We start from the raw sequence: 17023 nt of genomic DNA on the forward strand, positions 1-17023 counted from the left end.
GTGCGCGCTCGCTACCAGGTGCGCGGCGTGTGCTGGTCGCCGGACCGGGACCGCCAGGCGCCGCGGTGGCCCGCGACCCAGGCCGCGGCCTGGGTGCGGCGCTGCAGCCCCATCTTGGCGAGCAGGCCGGTGACGTGGTTCTTGACGGTCTTCTCGGCCACGCCCAGCTCCTCGCCGATCTCACGGTTCGACAGGCCGTCCCCGATCAGCTCGAGCACGCGCCGCTCGCTGGGCGTCAGGCGCGCCGTGGGGTCGTCGTCGCGGTGCCCCACGCTCGCGCGCCCCATGAGCGAGCGTCCCGCGGCGACCGCCCGCACCGCCTCGACGATGTCGTCGCCGCGGACGGTCTTGAGCAGGAAGCCGCGCGCGCCGGCCTCGGCGGCCGCCTCGAGCGCGTCGGGGTCCTCGAACGAGGTGAGCACGACGGCGTGGCAGGTCCCCGACGAGCGGCTGGCCGTGATGACGTCGATGCCGGTGCCGTCGGGCAGCTGCAGGTCGACGAGCAGCACCTGCGGCGTGACGAGCGGCAGCCGGCGCAACGCCTCGGCGACGCTGGCGGCCTCGGCGACCACGGTGAGACCGTCGGCGCGCTCGATGACCTCGGCGACGCCGCGCCTGACGACCTCGTGGTCGTCGACGACCATCACCGTGATGTCCGTGCCCACGCCGCGAGCCTAGGGCACGCGGGCCGTCCGCGCGGCCGCCACGCGCGGCGCGCGCGTGGGCGGCGTCACCGCGCGGGCTCGCCCGTCGAGCGGCGCACCTGCAGCTCGACCGGGAGCGTCCGCAGGCCCGGTTCGGGGCGCTCGCCGTCGAGGAGGAGCTCGACGGCGGTGCGGCCCAGCTCGCCCGCCGGCACCGCGACCGACGTCAGCGACGGCGCGAGCAGCCGCGCCACCGGGATGTCGTCGAACCCGACCACGCTGAGCCGGTCCGGCACGGCGACGCCGCGGTCGGCGAGCCGGCCCAGGACACCGAGCGCCAGCTGGTCGTTGAAGGCGAGCACCGCCGTCACGCCGGCGGCGAGCGCGAGATCGGCCGCCTGCACGCCGCCACCGGCCCCCGGTCGGAACGCCCCGAGGTCGACGACCTCCAGCCCGGGCGGCGCGGCCGCCAGCCCGCGCCGGCGCGCGGCGTCGGACCAGGACGTGGCGGGCCCGCCCGCGTACCCGACACGGCGGTGCCCCAGCGCGTGCAGGTGCACGAGCGCCTGCCGGACGCCGTCGGCGTTGTCCCCGGTGACGGCGGGCAGCCCGTCGGCCTCGCGGTTGACGAGCACCACGCGGGCGCGGGCGGCCACCTCGCGGATCGCGTCGTCGTCCAGCCGTGGCGACGCGAGCACCAGCCGTGCCGCCACCGGCGCCATCTGGGCGAGCACCGACCGCTCGGTGCGCGGGTCCTCGTCGGTGTCGGCGAAGACCGCCGTGAGCCCCTCGGCCCGCACACGCTGCTGCATGCCCTTGGCGACGCCCGCGTAGAAGGGGTTGGCGATGTCCGGCAGCACCAGTGCGATCGCCTGCCCCTGCCCCGTGACGAGCTGTCGCGCCGCGAGGTTGGGCTCGTAGCCGAGCTCCACCGCGGCGCGGCGCACCCGCTCCCGGGTCGCGGTCGCGACGACGGCGGCGCCGGCGAGCGCGCGGGACGCCGTCGACACCGACACGCCCGCAGCGCGTGCGACGTCGGCCAGCGTCGTCTCGGGGAGCATGCGCCCAGGCTAGCGCCGATGCAAACGCTTGCGCACTCCTTGATCCCGGTGCGGCAGGGCTGCTAGGGTCGTGACCTCACCGCCATGCAAGCGTTTGCAGGCTGGGGCGACCGGAGCGCGCCGGTCGCCGTCGTCGTCAGGAGGAGCACACGTGACCGAGACCCTCGAACGCATCGGAGCGGCGCGGCTCGTGCCGGTCGTCGTCCTCGACGACGCCGCGTCCGCGGCCCCGCTGGCGGAGGCGCTGGTGGCCGGCGGCCTGCCTGTCGCCGAGGTGACCTTCCGCACCGCGGCAGCGGTCGAGGCGATCCGGACGATGGCGGTCAACCCCGACATGCTCGTCGGTGCCGGCACGGTGCTCACCCCGGAGCAGGTCGACGCCGCCGTCGACGCAGGCGCCTCCTACGTCGTGTCCCCCGGCCTGTCGGTGCCGGTCGTACGCCGCTGCGCCGAGCGCGGCGTGCTCGCGCTGCCCGGCGCGGTCACCGCCACCGAGGTGCAGGCGGCGCTCGCCGAGGGCCTCACCGCGGTCAAGTTCTTCCCCGCCTCGACCTCGGGCGGCGCACCGGCGATCAAGGCGCTCTCGGCGCCGTTCGGCGACCTGCGGTTCGTGCCCACCGGCGGCATCGGCCCCGACAACCTCGCCGACTACCTCGCGGTCGGTGCCGTGCTCGCGGTCGGCGGGTCCTGGATGGTGCCGCGGGCCGACATCGCCGCGGGCGACTTCGACAAGGTCACCCGACTGACCGCCGACGCCGTCGCGCTCGCCGCCGCCTGAGCCGCCCCTCGCCTGCCACGGTTCCAACCCACTTCTGCCCCCCACGCGAGCGGCGCCGACGCCGCACCACGAGCACGAGGAGATCGCCGATGAGCCTGACCATCCGCCCCGCCGAGGAGTGCCGCTACGACATCGTGTCGCTGGGCGAGGTGATGCTGCGGCTCGACCCCGGTGAGGGTCGCATCCGCACCACCCGCAGCTTCCGCGCCTGGGAGGGCGGCGGCGAGTACAACGTCGCGCGCGGGCTGCGTCGCGCCTTCGGGCTGCGGGCCGCGGTCGTCACCGCGCTCGCCGACAACGAGGTGGGCCGGCTGGTCGAGGACTTCATCCTCCAGGGCGGCGTCGCCGTCGACCACATCCGCTGGGTCCCCTACGACGGCATCGGGCGCGAGGTGCGCAACGGCCTGAACTTCACCGAGCGGGGCTTCGGCGTGCGCGGCGCCGTCGGCGTCTCCGACCGCGGCCACACCGCCGCCTCGCAGCTCGAGCCCGGCGACGTCGACTGGGACCACCTGTTCGGCGACCTCGGGGTGCGGTGGCTCCACACCGGCGGCATCTTCGCCGCGCTGAGCGAGTCGACGGCGGAGGTCGTGATCGAGGCGGTGACCGCGGCCAAGAAGCACGGCACCGTCGTCTCCTACGACCTCAACTACCGGCCCAGCCTGTGGCGGTCGATCGGTGGCCAGGCCAAGGCGCAGGAGGTCAACAAGGCGATCGCACCGCACATCGACGTCATGATCGGCAACGAGGAGGACTTCACCGCCTCGCTCGGCTTCGAGGTCGAGGGCACCGGCGAGAACCTCGACAACCTCGACGTCAGCAAGTTCCAGGCGATGATCACCACCGCGAGCGCGGCGTACCCGAACTTCGAGGTCATCGGCAACACGCTGCGCACCGTGCACAGCGCCTCCGACAACGACTGGGGCGCGATCGCCTGGTCGAAGGACGAGGGCTTCGCCGAGGCGACCCACCGACCGCACCTGGAGATCCTCGACCGCGTCGGCGGCGGCGACTCCTTCGCCTCCGGTCTGATCTACGGCCTCATCACCGGCGAGCCGCTCGCGACCGCCGTCGAGTACGGCGCCGCGCACGGCGCGCTGGCGATGACGACGCCCGGCGACACGACGATGGTCACCAAGGCCGAGGTCCTCAAGCTGGCCGGCGGCGGCTCGGCGCGCGTCGACCGCTGACACGCCCGGCACGACGACGGCCCCCGCGGTCTCCGCGGGGGCCGTCGTCGTGCGCGCGTCGTCAGCCGGTGACCGTCGCGTCCTTGAGGATCGTGCGGATCTCGGGGAGGCAGTCGGCGACCTGCGAGGCCGAGCAGGACCCGACCAGCTGCACGAGGTCGGTGTAGGGGCCGCGCTCGACGACGGTGATCACCGCCGCCTGGTACACCGTGCCCGCCTGCGGGTGGCGGAACGCGCCCTCGATGCGGAACACCTGGTGCCCGCCCAGGCCCTCGATCGTCTCGCGGCCGGCCTCCTCCCACTCCGGGGAGCCGGTCAGCGCCTCCGCGGTGGCCGCGGCCGCCTCCTCGAGCGTGGTGCCGATGCCGCGCTGGTTGGTGACGACGACGTTCGGCTGGAACTGGTTCGCCGGGTAGCCGCTCTTGCCGAGCGCGATCAGCGCCGCCGGCACCGGGAGCACCTCCCACGACTCGGGGCGGGGCAGGGTGACCCCGGGGAAGGCGGGCGCCTCGTCGCTGGGGTACGTCGCGGTGTCGGTCATGCTGCTCCTCGTTCGTGGTGGTGCTGAACAGTCTGGCGGACGGCGGCGGTCTAGAAGGGCCAGAGCTTCTTGGCGCCCTCGACCAGCTTCTTCGGGCTGAACGACACGTCGACCTCGACGCCGAAGCCCACCCCGACCGAGAGCCCGAGGTCGAGCTTGACGCGCACCTCGTCGGAGGTGACCTTGACGTCCGCCTTCGCCTCGCCGCCGATACCCGCACGGACGTCGACGCCGCCGCTGCCCTTGACGCCCATGACCTCGACGCTGCCGTTGGCCTCGGCCTTGGCACCGGCGAAGCCCTCGACGCCGGCGTTGGCGGACACGCCGTCCAGCCCCACGTCGACACCCGCGTTGGCCTTCGCCTCCGCGCCGGCCATGCCCTTCACACCGACCTCGGTCGAGAGCGGACCGGCGGTGTAGCCGGCCTTCGCCTGACCGGTGACGCCGGCCGAGGCCGACGCCGACGCCTGGGCGTGCAGACCGTCGAGACCGACCGAGGCCTGTGCCTTCGCGTCCGCCTGCGCACCGACGTTGATCCCTGCCTCGGCGTTGGCCTTGCCCCACGGGCCGTCGTAGTGGGCGCTGGCGTTGGCGTTGAACAGGTGCGCCTCGGCCTCGGCACCGGCTCCCATGTAGTAGTTGCCGTCGCGGAACGTCGTGCCGGACCACGAGGTCGCGTTCGCACCGGGGCCGTCCCAGCTCGCGCTCGACCGCGTGCCGGCTGGCTCGCCGGGCGTCCAGGACGGCACCGGCAGCCAGGGGCGCGGCGCGATGACACCGACCAGGTCGGCGAGCATGTCGGTCTCGACCTGGTCGAGGTCCTTCTGCAGCTGCTTAGCGCGCGACCACAGCCCATCGTTCTCGCTGACCAGCAGCGGGTCCGCGCGCCACCCCGTCAGCCCGCTCGGGTTGTCGGGCGTGCACACGGGCGCCGCGGTGTCGGCCGAGTCCGCTGCGAGCGCACGGGACCGGAAGGAGCGGATGTCGCTGCGCAGCGTGCTCGCACGCGTCTTGAGCGACGACAGCGTGGTCGCCGCCGAGCTGACGGCGGTCGAGAGCTTGCCCAGGTTGCTCGTGATCGTGCTCGACGGGTCGGTGATGCGCGGGATCGACTGCCGCACCCCCAGCGCCTCGGGGGTGCTGTAGTTCTCCTCGTTGACGCCCTTCCAGGCGGTGACGACGGCCTCGGCCTTCGTCTCGAGCTTCTCGCCGGCGTCGCTGATCGACTCCGCGGCCGCCGAGAGCGACTCCGGGTCGCCCCCGATGGTCGGGACGTCGGCCGTGCTGATCATCGTGGCGGTCATCGGGCACCCCTCACCGACATCGACCCGGTCTGCGTCGAGTAGACGTCCTGGCCGTTGGTGCTCACGGCGTAGGAGCGTCCGCTCGCGTGCGACTCGTCACCGCCTCCTGGGCGGAAGGACGTCCCGTTGTAGTACGTGGTGGTGTCGGTGACCCCGTTGGAGGTGTGCTTCACGCTGTGCGTCGTCTCGCTGGAGTAGCGGCCCGTGGCGTTGTCGTACCCGAAGTCGTAACCGCGCGTGGTGGCCGTCGTCGAGCCGCCGCGGGTGCTGGAACGGGTGGTGCTCGTCGACTCGCCGGGGCCGCCGCGTTCCCGCGTCGTGGAGTAGGACGAGGAGTCCGAGCGGCCCTCCTCGCGCGACGGGAGCGAGCCGTTCACGCCCTCGGTGGTCTTCCCGAGCTTGTCGTTGATGGCGCCCTCGGCCATCGGCAGGATGCTGCCGTGCTCGAAGACGACCTTGTTCTCGAGAGCCCAGCTCTCGGCGACCATGTCGGCCGAGGCGTGCTCGTAGGTCTTCAGGCACTCCTGGAGCGAGGCCACGGCCCCGGCAGCGAAGGTGCTGACGGTCGCGATGTCCTCGACGTGCAGCTCGCGGAACGTCTTGAGCCGCTGCAGCGCGGTCTGGAACTCGGCGGGGAGCGCGGCCTCGGCGTCGCCGATCGCGTCGGTGACGGTGGTGCCGACCTTCGTCAGCTCGCCGACCGCGGTGGAGGTCTCGTTCGCGGCCTTGCTCGCGCTCGCGTGGTGGACCGAGTACTTCTCGCCCACGTCGCTCCTCTCCCCGATGGTCACGGCTCCGTTCACCCTAGGGGCGCGGCCGGGCCGCGGCGAGGGCAGAGGTCCCCATCCGCCTGGAGGGCGTTGCCGTCGGTCAGCGGCCGGGCAGGGCGAGCCGCATCGACCCGGAGACGTACAGCCGCGTGACGACGGCGCCGTCGAGCCAGGCCGTCAGCCGAGCCGCCTCCTCCTCGAGGGCGCGGCGCACCGCGGCCGGCAGGTCCTCGAGCAGGTGCAGGTGCACCCGGCCCTGGGGGTCCTGCATCCACGACCCGACGACGCGGCCGTCCCACCACGCGGTGGTGCCCGCGTTGCCCACCGAGTCGAACAGCGCGTCGCGGTGCGGGCCCACGTAGAAGCCGCGCCCGCGCCAGCCCATGACGGTCGGGTCGAGCGTCGGCAGCAGCGCGACCCAGCCGTCGGGAGGCTCGACCGTGTCGAGGTCGTCGGGCAGCAGCCAGGCCGGCTCCGGCCCGCCGTCGGGCCCGCTGACCGTGACCGGGACGGCGTCCAGGTCGGCCAGCGCGGTGCGCACCGCTCCCAGGGTGTCGCCCAGCCACCAGCGCAGGTCGGCCTCGGTCCCGGGCCCGTAGGTGCGCAACCAGCCGCGCACGAGGCGTGCGTACGCCTCGCGCGCCGGTGCCGGGACGGCGGGCTCGCCCAGCCAGGCGACGGTCTCGCGCCAGCGCGGACGCGACTGCACCCAGTCCCCGGCGTTGCGCGAGCGCAGCACACGCCCGCGCTCGTTGAGCAGCCACAACAGCTGGGGCGCGACCGGCGTCGCCGCGCTCCACGCGCCGGTGCCGCGCGTGACGGAGACGTCGACCGCCGGCAGCAGCCTGCGCACCTCGGTGCTGCCCGCCTCCTGCTCGCGCAGCAGCGCGACGACGGCGTCCCCCATCTCGGCGAGCCACGCCTCGCCGTCGTCGGTCACCCCCGAGGCGAGCAGGTCCTTGACCAGCCGCGCGTGCAGGGCGCGCGCCTGCCGGGCCGCCACGCTCCCCCACACCGCGGGCAGCGTGCCGCGGTCGACGGCGAACAGGGTGCCGCGCATCGCGGTCTGCTTGACCAGGACGCGGTCGTCGTAGAGCGCGCGCTCGACGTCCTCGAGCGCGAGACCCGCGGACCGTGCCCACAGCGACAGGTGCACGGTCGCGGGCTCGGTCGCGTGCAACCCCACCATCGACGCCGCCGCGGTGACGACGTCGCCGAACCGGTGCCCGGGCGCGAGCCCGTGCCGTCGCCCGAGCCGCGCGCGCCGCTCGTCGTCGTCGACGTGCCGGACCGGGGCCGGCGCGGACCGGCGGCTCACCGGCCGGTGCCCACCGGGCGCCGCTGGCACCGTGGGCAGCGGAATGAGGAGCGGTTCGCGAACGCCTCCCGCCGGATCGGGGTGCCGCACCGCTCGCACGGCCGGCCCTCGCGCCCGTAGACGTGCAGCGAGCGGTCGAAGTACCCGCTCGAGCCGTTGACGTCGACGTAGAGGGAGTCGAAGCTCGTGCCGCCCACGGCGAGCGCGGCGCTCATGACCTCGGTGGCCGCCGCGAGCAGCGCCCGCACCCGCGGCGCGGGGAGCCGGTCACCCGGGCGCTCGTGGTGCAGTCGCGCGATCCACAGGGCCTCGTCGGCGTAGATGTTGCCGATGCCGGAGACCAGCTCCTGGTCGAGCAGCGCCCGCTTGACGCCGCGCGGCGACCGTCGGATGCGGCGCACCAGCGCCGCGCGGTCCTCGGTGCCCTCGGCCATCAGCGGGTCGAGCAGGTCGCGCGCGATGTGCGCGACCTCGACGGGCAGGGCGGGCTCGGCGGCCCGGTCGCCGGCGAACCCGCCGGGTCCGCCGTCGGGCGTCGGCACGAGGTCGGTGACGACGAGGTGGCCGAAGGTGCGCTGGTCGTGGAAGTCGACCAGACCGCCGTCGGCGAGCGTGATGCGGACCCGCAGGTGCGGGTGGGGCTCGGGCGCGCCGGTCGGCAGCAGCATCTGGCCGCTCATGCCGAGGTGCACCAGCAGCGCCTCGTCGGTCGGGCCGCCGTCCTCGGCCAGCGGCAGCCACAGGAACTTGCCGCGTCGCACGGCCGCCGCGAAGGTGCGCCCGACCAGCCGGGCGCGCAGCTCGTCGGCGCCGCCGAGCTGACGGCGGGTGACGCGGGCGCCCAGCGGGCCGAGCACGTCGACGTCGGCGATCGGGCGGTCGAGCACGTGGCGCGCGAGGCCGGCGCGCACGGTCTCGACCTCAGGGAGCTCCGGCACCCTCGGTCCCGTCGGTCCCCTCGCCCTGCTGCAGCGCCTCGTAGGCGGCCGACGCCGCCTGCTGCTCGGCGATCTTCTTGCTCGTGCCCTCGCCCGTGCCCCAGGTGACCCCGTCGAGCACGAGGCGCGCGGTGAAGTAGCGCTCGTGGTCGGGCCCGGTGCCGTCGACGACGTAGGTCGGCACGCCGAGGCCGCGCTCGGCGGCGAGCTCCTGCACGCTGGTCTTCCAGTCGAGGCCGGCGCCGAGCCGTGACGCGGACTCCAGCGTCGGGCCCACCAGTCGCTCGACGACGCCGCGGGTCGGCTCCAGGCCGTGGGCGAGGTAGAGCGCCCCGATGATCGCCTCGAAGGTGTCGCAGAGGATCGAGTCCTTGTCGCGGCCACCGGTGGACAGCTCACCCTTGCCGAGCAGCACGTACTCGCCCAGGCCGAGCGTGCGCGCGATCTCGGCGAGCGCCCGCTGCGAGACCGAGGCCGCCCGCATCTTCGCCAGCTCGCCCTCGGTGCGGTCGGGCTGGCGGCGGTAGAGGTACTCGGTGACGACGAGCCCCACGACGGTGTCGCCGAGGAACTCGAGCCTCTCGTTGGTGGGGATGCCGCCGTGCTCGTGCGAGAAGCTGCGGTGCGTCAGCGCGAGCACGAGCAGGTCCGGGTCCAGCGTCAGCCCGAGGCGGTCGGTCAGCTCGGTGGCGGTCGCCTCGCTCACGTGGCCGCTCACGCGCCACCCCGTCCGGCCCGGTCACCCTCCTCGGGGTCGTCCGGTGCGTCGTCGACGGTCTCCGCCTGGGACGCGAGCGCGCTCAGCGCCGCCCAGCGTGGGTCGAGGATCTCGTGCCCGTGCCCGGGCTCGGCGTCGTCGAGCCGCACCCCGCACTCCGAGCACAGGCCGGCGCAGCCGGGCGAGCACAGCGGCTGGAACGGCAGGGCCGGGACCAGCGCGTCGGTGACCGTCGCCTCGAGGTCGAGCAGGTCGCCGTCGAGCGTGGGCAGCGGGTCCTCCTCCTCGTCGGCCTCGCCGCGGCGCTCGTGCCGGCCGCCGCCGTAGGAGAACAGCTCGGTGAGGTCGACCGCGATCTCCTGCTCGACCGCGCGCAGGCAGCGCACGCACTCGCCGGTCGCGGTGGCGTGCGCCGTCCCGGTGACGAGCACGCCCTCGCTGACGGCCTCCAGGCGCAGGTCGAGCTCGATCGGGGACCCGGCCGCGACCGCGATCACCTCCGACCCGAACGGCTCGTGCGTGGTCACGTCCAGCTCGACCTGTCGCATCGAGCCCGGGCGTCGGCCCAGGTCGTGGGTGTTGACGACGAACCCGGCCATCAGGACTCCTCCCCCTCCGTCGGGGCGGACGTGCGCTCGGCGCGCCCGACTCGCGGCGGCGGCGTCGCGGCGGCCGCCTCCTCGGCGAGCTTCGCCTTCTCGGCGCGGCCGCGGGCGCGCTCGACCAGCCGGGCGCGGCCGGCCGCCACCTGGTTGGTGATCGCGCCCAGGTCGATCTCGAACTGCGCGAGCTGGCGGTCGCAGTAGTCGTCCGCCTCGCGGGCGAGCCGCTCGGCCTGCTCGCGCGCCGCGGCGACGATCTCCTCGGCCCGCTGCTCGGCGGCGTGCACGACCGCCTGCTCCGAGACCAGGTGCTCGGCGCGTGCGCGCGCCTTCTCCAGGATCTTCGCCGCCTCGCGGCGGGCCCGGTCGAGCACCGCGTCGGCGTCGGCGATCAGCGTGTCCGCCTGCGAGATCTGGCTCGGCAGCACCGCCTTCGCCGACTCGATCAGCTCGAGCACCTCGGCCCGGTTGACCAGCGCGGACGCCGACATCGGCATCGCCCTCGCGCTGGTGACCAGGTCGGTCAGCTCGTCGAGGATCGCGACGAGCGACTCGCCGCCTCTCGCTTCGGTCATCGGCTCTCTCCCTGCGTGCTGAGGGCGTCGCGCACGGCCGCGGCGACGCCGTCGGGGACCAGGTCGTCGATGCGCCCGCCGTGGCGGGCGACGTCGCGGACCATCGACGACGCGATGTGCGCCAGCCCGGGGTCGCCGACGACGAACACCGTGTCGACGCCGCTGAGGTGACGGTTCATGAGCGCCATCGGGTGCTCGGCGTCGAAGTCGGCCCCACCGCGCAGCCCCTTGACGATCGCCGACGCGCCGACCTCCCGGCACAGGTCGGCCAGCAGCCCGGGCATCCGGACCACGCGCACGCCCGGCTGGTCCGCGACCGCCCGGGCGAACAGCTCGACCCGCGTGTCGGCGTCCAGCAGCGGGGTCTTGCCGGCGTTGACGCCGACCGCCACGACGACCTCGTCGAACATCGCGCGAGCGCGACGGACGACGTCGATGTGACCGAGGGTCACGGGGTCGAACGACCCTGGGCAGACAGCGACTCGCGCCATGTCGCCAACCTATCGCGGCACCCGACCCCGACCGGCACCGGGAGGGGCAACGCGCGGCAACACCCGAGGGCCCCGCAGCCGGCCGACCTACCCTGGGGCGAAGATGGCCACCACCCGTGATCAGGCACCCATGACACCGACCCCCCTGCAGGACGTCGCCCTGCTGCTGCGGCCCGACGACGACGTCGCGATCGCCACCCGCGACCTGGCCGCGGGCAGCGTGCTCGCGACCGGCACCGGCGAGGTCCTCCAGGTCGCCGTTGAGGTCCCGCGCGGCCACAAGCTCGCCGTCCGCGCCGTGCCGGCGGGCGCGCAGGTGCACAAGTACGGGCAGTCGATCGGGCTGGCCACGGCCGCGATCGCCCCCGGCGACCACGTGCACTCGCACAACCTCGGCATGGACACCGGCGACCGCGAGCACGAGTTCGGCACGGCGCGCGTCGTCCCGTCGTTCCCCGAGGGCCTGCCGCGCACGTTCCTCGGCTACCACCGCGCCGACGGCCGGGTCGGCACCCGCAACTACATCGGCGTCATCACCTCGGTCAACTGCTCGGCGAGCACGGCGAAGCTCATCGCCGACCAGTTCCGCGGCATCGGCGTGCTGGACGACTACCCCAACGTCGACGGCGTGATGGCGCTCGCGCACACCTCGGGCTGCGGCCTGGTGTCCGGCTCCGACGGCGCCGAGCTGCTGCTGCGGACGCTGCGCGGCTACGCCCGGCACCCCAACCTCGGCGGCCTGCTCGTGCTCGGGCTCGGCTGCGAGATGGTGCCGGTGACGTCGCTCGTCGAGGGTCTCGAGCTGCCGCGCGGCATGCACGTGGAGACGATGACGATCCAGGACACCGGCGGCATCCGCGCGACCGTGCGGGCCGGCGTCGAGAAGATCCAGGCGATGCTGCCGGTCGTCAACGAGGCCCGGCGGGAGCCGGCCGACGTCGGCAACCTCGTGCTCGGCACGAACTGCGGCGGCTCGGACGGCTACTCGGGCATCACCGCCAACCCAGCGCTCGGGCTGGCGTCGGACTGGCTCGTCGCCGCCGGTGGCACGTCGGTGCTCGCCGAGACCCCCGAGGTCTACGGCGCCGAGCACCTGCTGACCCGCCGCGCGGTGTCGCCTGCGGTCGGCCAGAAGCTGCTCGACCGGCTGGAGTGGTGGAAGGAGTACACCGCGGCCGGCGGCGGCACGATGGACAACAACCCCTCCCCCGGGAACAAGGCCGGTGGGCTCACCACGATCCTCGAGAAGTCGCTGGGTGCGGTCGCCAAGGGCGGCGCGGCCGAGCTGCGCGCCGTCTACGAGTACGCCGAGCCGATCACCGAGCGCGGGTTCGTGTTCATGGACACCCCGGGCTACGACCCGGTCTCGGTGACCGGCATCGTCGCGGGCGGCGCGACCGTCGTCGTCTTCACGACCGGCCGCGGCTCGGTCTTCGGGTGCAAGCCGACGCCGTCGATCAAGGTCGCGACCAACACGCCCATGTACGAGCGCATGAGCGAGGACATGGACATCAACGCGGGGCGTGTCGTCGACGGCACCGCCACGCTCGAGCAGGTCGGGCGCGAGATCTACGAGCGCATCGTCGCGGTCGCCTCGGGCGAGCAGACGGTCAGCGAGGAGATGGACATCGGCCAGGAGGAGTTCATCCCCTGGCAGCTGGGCGCCGTCACCTGAGCCCGGCTCAGCCGAGCAGCCAGCCGACCTCGCGGCGCAGCAGCTCGGCGCGGACCTCGCCGTAGGCGGCGACGTCGTGGCCCAGGGTGTCGACGACGGCTCGCACCGCCTCGCCGTCCGGGCCCTCGGTGCACGCCCACACGATCGGGTGGACGGCGCCGTCGTGCTCGTGCGTGACGAGCGGGACGGCGCGCGGCCCGACGTCGAGGTGGGCGTAGCGCTCGTCGACGACCTCGAGCTCGCGCGGCAGCCCCGCGGTCACCGGGTGCGCGACGTCGGTCACCTGCACCCGGGCTGGGCCGAGCGGCGGGTGCATCGAGGTGCCGACGACCCAGCGGCCGCCGATGACGCCCGGCCAGCGCGGGTCGTCGTAGAAGGTGTTGGTCGCGGCGTGCAGCGCGAGCACCGGGCCGCCCGCGAGCGCGTGCTCGAGGACGGCGGCGCGCCACCTGCTCGCCGGCTCCTCCGGCGTGCCCGGCCGGGCGTCGCCGCCACCGCCGGCGTTGACGACCAGCAGTCGCGCCCGCTCGGGCTCGTCGGCGTCGGTGCCGCGCACCTGCACGCGCAGCCCGGCAGCGGCGAGCAGCTCGGCGACCCGCCGTGACGTGCCGCGGAAGTCGTGCCACGGGTCGGCGTACCGCCCCTCGCCGGAGAGGACCACTGCGTCGAGCATGGGCCCCAGCCTAGGCGGTAAGCGATTACCGCCTAGACTGGACGGCGATGACTGCCGACGCCGCACAGGCCCTTCAGCTCACCCTCGACGGGCGGGAGGTGGCGCGCTACCACGACGGCGCGGACCTCGCCCCCGAGCTCTCGCCCCGCCCCTACCTGCACCCCGTGCGCACGCCCGCGGGCGAGATCCTCACCGAGACCTGGCCCGAGGACCACCGCCACCACTACGGCGTCAGCGCCGCGGTCGTCGACGTGAACGGCAGCACGTACTGGGGTGGCGCGTCCTACGTCGACGGCACCGGGTACGTGCTGCTGCCGAACCAGGGCCGCCAGACCGGCAGCACCCCCGAGGTCGAGACCGCCGCCGGCCGCACGACGCTGCGGCAGCGGCTCGGCTGGACCTCCGCCGAGGGCGTCGAGCAGATCCAGGAGGACCGCGAGGTCCGGCTCGCGGCCCACGCCGACGCCCACCTGCTGACGTGGCGCAGCAGCCTGCACGCCATGAGCGACCTGACGATCGGCTCCCCCGCGACCCGGGGACGCACCGGCGCCGGCTACGGCGGGCTGTTCTGGCGGGTCGGACCCGCCGCACCCACCGAGGTCCGGGTCGCGACCGCGGACGGCGTCGTGGCCGGCGAGCAGGCGGCGCTCGGCGCCGTCGGGCGCTGGCTCACCCTGACCCAGCACCGCGCCGGCGGGCCCGTCACGCTGCTGCTCGCGCAGCCCGAGGACGCGCTGCTGCCGTGGTTCGTGCGCGTCAGCGGTTACGTCGGCGCCGGTCCCGCGGTGGCGTGGGAGCGCACGGTGCCGCTCGGGCAGGGCGAGACCTGGGACCTGCACCTGTGGGCCGCGCTCGTCGACTCCGAGATCGACGACGCGACCGCCGACCGTCTCCACCGCGACCTGAAGGACCTCGCCGCATGACCACCACCTTCGCCGTGCTCGGCATCCACGGCTACGGCCGCTACCACCTCGCCGAGATCGCCCGGCTGCAGGCCGAGGGGCTGGCCGAGGTCGTCGCCGTCGCCGACCCCCGTGGCGCCGACGGCGCCGAGCACCTCCCAGCCGGCGTGCCCTGCTACGCCGACCTCGACGAGCTGCTCGCGCACGTCGTCCCGGACGTGGTCACGCTCGCGACGCCGATCCACACCCACGCGCCGCTCGCGATCACCGCGCTGCGCGCCGGTGCGCACGTGCTCGTCGAGAAGCCGACGACCGCGACGCTCGCCGAGCTCACCGAGCTCGTGCAGACCTCGCAGGAGACCGGTCGGGTCGTGCAGGTCGGCTTCCAGAGCTTCGGGTCCCACGCCTACCCCGAGATCCAGCGGCTGGTGGAGTCCGGCACGATCGGCGAGCTGACGGGCCTCGGCGGCGTCGGTACGTGGAGCCGCGCGCTGTCCTACTACCAGCGCTCCCGGTGGGCCGGCACCCGTGTGCTCGACGGCGTCCCGGTCGTCGACGGCGTGGTCACCAACCCCCTCGCCCACTGCGTCGCGACCGCGCTGAAGATCGCCGGTGCGCCGCGCGCCGAGGACGTCGCGAGCGTCGACCTCGAGCTCTACCACGCCCACGACATCGAGGCCGACGACACCTCGAGCGTGCGCGTGACCACGACCGCCGGCACGCGGCTGACCTTCGGGCTCACGCTCGCGGGTCCGGGCCACACGCCGCCGACGATCATCGTGCAGGGCACGCGTGGCGAGCTGGTGTTCTCCTACACCGACGACCGGCTCTGGACCCGCACGGCCGACGGCGAGACCCAGACGCGCTTCGAGCGCACCGGGATGCTGCGCAACCTCGTCGAGCACCTCACCGAGGGTGTGCCGCTGCTGGCGCCCGCCGAGGACACCGGCGCGTTCATGCGGGTGCTCGAGGCGGTCCGCACGGCACCCGACCCGGCGCCGGTCGACCCGGCCTACGTCACGTGGCTCGGCGAGGGCGACGAGAGCTACCCGGTGATCGCCGACATCGAGACCTGGTGCGCGCGCGCCGCCGCCGAGCACAAGCTGTTCAGCGAGCTCGGCGCACCCTGGGCGGGCCCGCGCGGCTGAGCGGCGCCGTCGGTCAGCGACCCACGCCGCCGGTGGCGGTCGCGAACCACAGCGTGGTCTCGCCGTAGGCCTTGGACCCGTCGGGCTCCAGGCCGTCGGGCCACTGCGGCTCCTGCGCGCGGCTGGACTGCTCGAGGACGACGTAGGCGTCCGGAGCCAGCCACCCCGGTCGCACGAGCAGCCGCAGCACGCGATCGACCCCCATCTCGTAGGGCGGGTCGAGGAAGACCAGCGTCGAGGTCCGAGTGGGCGCCGGGCCGGCCAGCAGCTGCTCGACCTTGCGCCCGATCACGCGCACCCGGTCGGCGAAGCCGAGCACGCTCGCGTTGGAGCGGCACACCGCGACCGCGGTGCGCGAGGAGTCGACGAGCACGGCGGACACGGCGCCGCGCGAGAGCGCCTCGAGGCCCAGCGCCCCGGAGCCGGCGTAGAGGTCGAGGACGCGGGCGCCGTCGACGACCCCCAGGTGGTCGAGGCGCGAGAACAGCGCCTCGCGCACCCGGTCGCTCGTGGGTCGCGTGCCGGTCGCGGGCACGGCGAGCCGGCGCCCGCCCACGCTGCCGCCGACGATGCGCGTCACGGGCGCCTCCCCTCGGCCGCCTGGGCGAAGAGGCCCTTCGGGTCGGGCACGTGGGTCGCGATCGCGACCGCGATCGCCGTCGCGGCCACCTGCCACATCAGCAGCACCGCGGGCTCGGCCACCGCCACGAGCCCCAGCACGAGCGGGATGAGGCAGATGACGACGACGTCCGGGCCCTTGGAGACCGTGCCCAGCAGCCCCGGCGGGATCGGCGGGCCCATCGGGTTGGCGACCAGCGGCTTCGACCAGTCGGTGGGCTTGCGGTAGGCGCCGCGGACGGCGCCGGCTGCGAGCACCGGGCCCGCGACGAGCGCGAGCGGCAGCCAGGTGAGCACGTCGAGCCCGCTCAGCGCGGCCCACGCGCCGACGACGACCAGCGTCCAGAGCGTCATGACGGCGGCCGGCCACACGAGCCGCACCCGGCGCACCTGCGACGCCTCGATCGCGAAGACCCGGTCGAGCACCGGCGCCATCTCCGCACGCCGCGCACCCTCGGTGGTGGCGAGCGCGGCCGCGTAGCCGGAGCCGATCAGCGCCGCCGCGACGGCCCACCCCGGCCAGCCGGCGAGCGTGACCACGACCGGGACGAGCGCCCACACGACGACGGCGATCACGTGCCGCCGCGACCGCAGCGTCAGCACGGCGTCACCGGTCACCAGGGCCGACACCGGGCCGCGCACCCAGGCGAGATCGACCGAGCGGCTGCGCGCGTCGCGCTGCGCGGTGATCGTCAGCGCCCGCCCCAGCTCGCGCGTGTCGAGCGAGGTGACCGCCCCGGCCGCGTAGGCCGTCACCGCCCCGCGTGCGCGGAGCTCGGCCCCCGAGATCGCGTCGAGCCGTCGGTCGGTGTCGACGAGCAGCAGCACCGCGACGAGCGCGAGCACGACGCCGCCCGCGACGAGCGCAGCGACCGGCACCGCGGGCGGGGCGCCCGGGTCGAGGAGCACGACGAGCAGGGCGAGCAGCGGCGCCGCGACCGTCAGCGACTCCCCCACGACGACAGCGGGGTGGACCGACCGGCCCAGACCCGCGACCTGGGTGCGCGCGACGGCGAGGACGGCCACCGGGCCCAGCGCGGCGCCCGCCGCGGCCGCGGGCGCCGCGGCGCTGCCGCC

At 74.8% G+C, this 17023-nt stretch carries 19 protein-coding genes; 5 read left to right on the forward strand and 14 right to left on the reverse strand.

Annotated features, from left to right (window positions below; genetic code table 11):
- Positions 1-11: 11 nt before the first annotated feature.
- Together GPA02_RS06760 and GPA02_RS06765 are read right to left on the reverse strand one after the other, a co-directional pair.
- The gene (locus tag GPA02_RS06760; protein WP_156199175.1) at positions 12-644 is read right to left on the reverse strand and encodes a response regulator; all 633 of its coding nucleotides are present in this window, start codon (positions 642-644) and stop codon (positions 12-14) included.
- An 86-nt stretch (positions 645-730) separates the two neighbouring features.
- Positions 731-1705, reverse strand: a complete 975-nt coding sequence (locus tag GPA02_RS06765) for a LacI family DNA-binding transcriptional regulator (protein ID WP_156199145.1) — start codon at positions 1703-1705, stop codon at positions 731-733.
- Positions 1706-1856: 151 nt separating this feature from the next.
- Between GPA02_RS06765 and eda the strand changes: the two genes are divergently transcribed.
- On the forward strand, positions 1857-2483 hold the full coding sequence (eda, locus tag GPA02_RS06770) for a bifunctional 4-hydroxy-2-oxoglutarate aldolase/2-dehydro-3-deoxy-phosphogluconate aldolase (RefSeq protein ID WP_156199146.1): 627 nt from the start codon (positions 1857-1859) through the stop codon (positions 2481-2483).
- Between the two features lie 89 nt (positions 2484-2572).
- Positions 2573-3673, forward strand: coding sequence for a sugar kinase (locus GPA02_RS06775; protein ID WP_156199147.1), 1101 nt, complete (start codon positions 2573-2575; stop codon positions 3671-3673).
- A gap of 61 nt (positions 3674-3734) precedes the next feature.
- Here GPA02_RS06775 and GPA02_RS06780 read toward each other — a convergent pair whose 3' ends face one another.
- The 9 genes from GPA02_RS06780 to coaD form a co-directional block, all read right to left on the reverse strand.
- A complete protein-coding gene (locus GPA02_RS06780; protein WP_156199148.1) occupies positions 3735-4214 on the reverse strand; it encodes an LpqN/LpqT family lipoprotein in 480 nt (159 codons plus the stop codon).
- Positions 4215-4264: 50 nt separating this feature from the next.
- Positions 4265-5518, reverse strand: coding sequence for a hypothetical protein (locus GPA02_RS06785; RefSeq protein ID WP_156199149.1), 1254 nt, complete (start codon positions 5516-5518; stop codon positions 4265-4267).
- Positions 5515-6309, reverse strand: coding sequence for a hypothetical protein (locus GPA02_RS06790; RefSeq protein ID WP_156199150.1), 795 nt, complete (start codon positions 6307-6309; stop codon positions 5515-5517). Before GPA02_RS06790 ends, GPA02_RS06785 begins: the two co-directional genes overlap by 4 nt.
- A gap of 79 nt (positions 6310-6388) precedes the next feature.
- Positions 6389-7606: a winged helix DNA-binding domain-containing protein gene (locus GPA02_RS06795; protein WP_156199151.1), complete on the reverse strand. Its 1218-nt coding sequence runs from the start codon at positions 7604-7606 to the stop codon at positions 6389-6391.
- Positions 7603-8544, reverse strand: coding sequence for a bifunctional DNA-formamidopyrimidine glycosylase/DNA-(apurinic or apyrimidinic site) lyase (gene mutM / locus GPA02_RS06800; protein WP_156199152.1), 942 nt, complete (start codon positions 8542-8544; stop codon positions 7603-7605). Before mutM ends, GPA02_RS06795 begins: the two co-directional genes overlap by 4 nt.
- On the reverse strand, positions 8528-9262 hold the full coding sequence (rnc, locus tag GPA02_RS06805; RefSeq protein ID WP_156199153.1) for a ribonuclease III: 735 nt from the start codon (positions 9260-9262) through the stop codon (positions 8528-8530). Before rnc ends, mutM begins: the two co-directional genes overlap by 17 nt.
- Positions 9259-9861: a YceD family protein gene (locus GPA02_RS06810; RefSeq protein WP_156199154.1), complete on the reverse strand. Its 603-nt coding sequence runs from the start codon at positions 9859-9861 to the stop codon at positions 9259-9261. Before GPA02_RS06810 ends, rnc begins: the two co-directional genes overlap by 4 nt.
- Positions 9861-10439, reverse strand: coding sequence for a hypothetical protein (locus GPA02_RS06815; RefSeq protein WP_240133927.1), 579 nt, complete (start codon positions 10437-10439; stop codon positions 9861-9863). Before GPA02_RS06815 ends, GPA02_RS06810 begins: the two co-directional genes overlap by 1 nt.
- Positions 10436-10930 (reverse strand): pantetheine-phosphate adenylyltransferase, encoded by a 495-nt coding sequence (gene coaD, locus GPA02_RS06820; RefSeq protein WP_156199155.1) that lies wholly within the window; start codon positions 10928-10930, stop codon positions 10436-10438. The genes GPA02_RS06815 and coaD overlap by 4 nt, the downstream gene beginning before the upstream one ends.
- Positions 10931-11060: 130 nt before the next feature.
- On the opposite strand from coaD, the gene GPA02_RS06825 reads away from it, so the two are divergent.
- A complete protein-coding gene (locus GPA02_RS06825; protein ID WP_156199156.1) occupies positions 11061-12605 on the forward strand; it encodes a UxaA family hydrolase in 1545 nt (514 codons plus the stop codon).
- 7 nt (positions 12606-12612) lie between these two features.
- On the opposite strand, the gene GPA02_RS06830 is transcribed toward GPA02_RS06825, so the two are convergent.
- Positions 12613-13278: a ThuA domain-containing protein gene (locus GPA02_RS06830; protein WP_156199157.1), complete on the reverse strand. Its 666-nt coding sequence runs from the start codon at positions 13276-13278 to the stop codon at positions 12613-12615.
- Positions 13279-13325: 47 nt separating this feature from the next.
- Here GPA02_RS06830 and GPA02_RS06835 point away from each other — a divergent pair, with 47 nt between their 5' ends.
- Both GPA02_RS06835 and GPA02_RS06840 read left to right on the forward strand, forming a co-directional pair.
- Positions 13326-14201 (forward strand): DUF6807 domain-containing protein, encoded by an 876-nt coding sequence (locus tag GPA02_RS06835; RefSeq protein ID WP_156199158.1) that lies wholly within the window; start codon positions 13326-13328, stop codon positions 14199-14201.
- Entirely contained in the window at positions 14198-15328 is a 1131-nt protein-coding gene (locus tag GPA02_RS06840) for a Gfo/Idh/MocA family protein (protein WP_156199159.1), read from the forward strand. Before GPA02_RS06835 ends, GPA02_RS06840 begins: the two co-directional genes overlap by 4 nt.
- A gap of 13 nt (positions 15329-15341) precedes the next feature.
- Here GPA02_RS06840 and rsmD read toward each other — a convergent pair whose 3' ends face one another.
- Both rsmD and GPA02_RS18800 read right to left on the reverse strand, forming a co-directional pair.
- Positions 15342-15908, reverse strand: coding sequence for a 16S rRNA (guanine(966)-N(2))-methyltransferase RsmD (rsmD, locus tag GPA02_RS06845; RefSeq protein ID WP_156199160.1), 567 nt, complete (start codon positions 15906-15908; stop codon positions 15342-15344).
- Positions 15905-17023: DUF6297 family protein (locus GPA02_RS18800; protein ID WP_240133928.1), on the reverse strand; the 1119-nt coding region annotated here is incomplete at its 5' end. The genes GPA02_RS18800 and rsmD, both read right to left, overlap by 4 nt.

This window comes from Actinotalea caeni (assembly GCF_009733795.1).
GTDB classification, from domain to species: domain Bacteria; phylum Actinomycetota; class Actinomycetes; order Actinomycetales; family Beutenbergiaceae; genus Pseudactinotalea; species Pseudactinotalea caeni.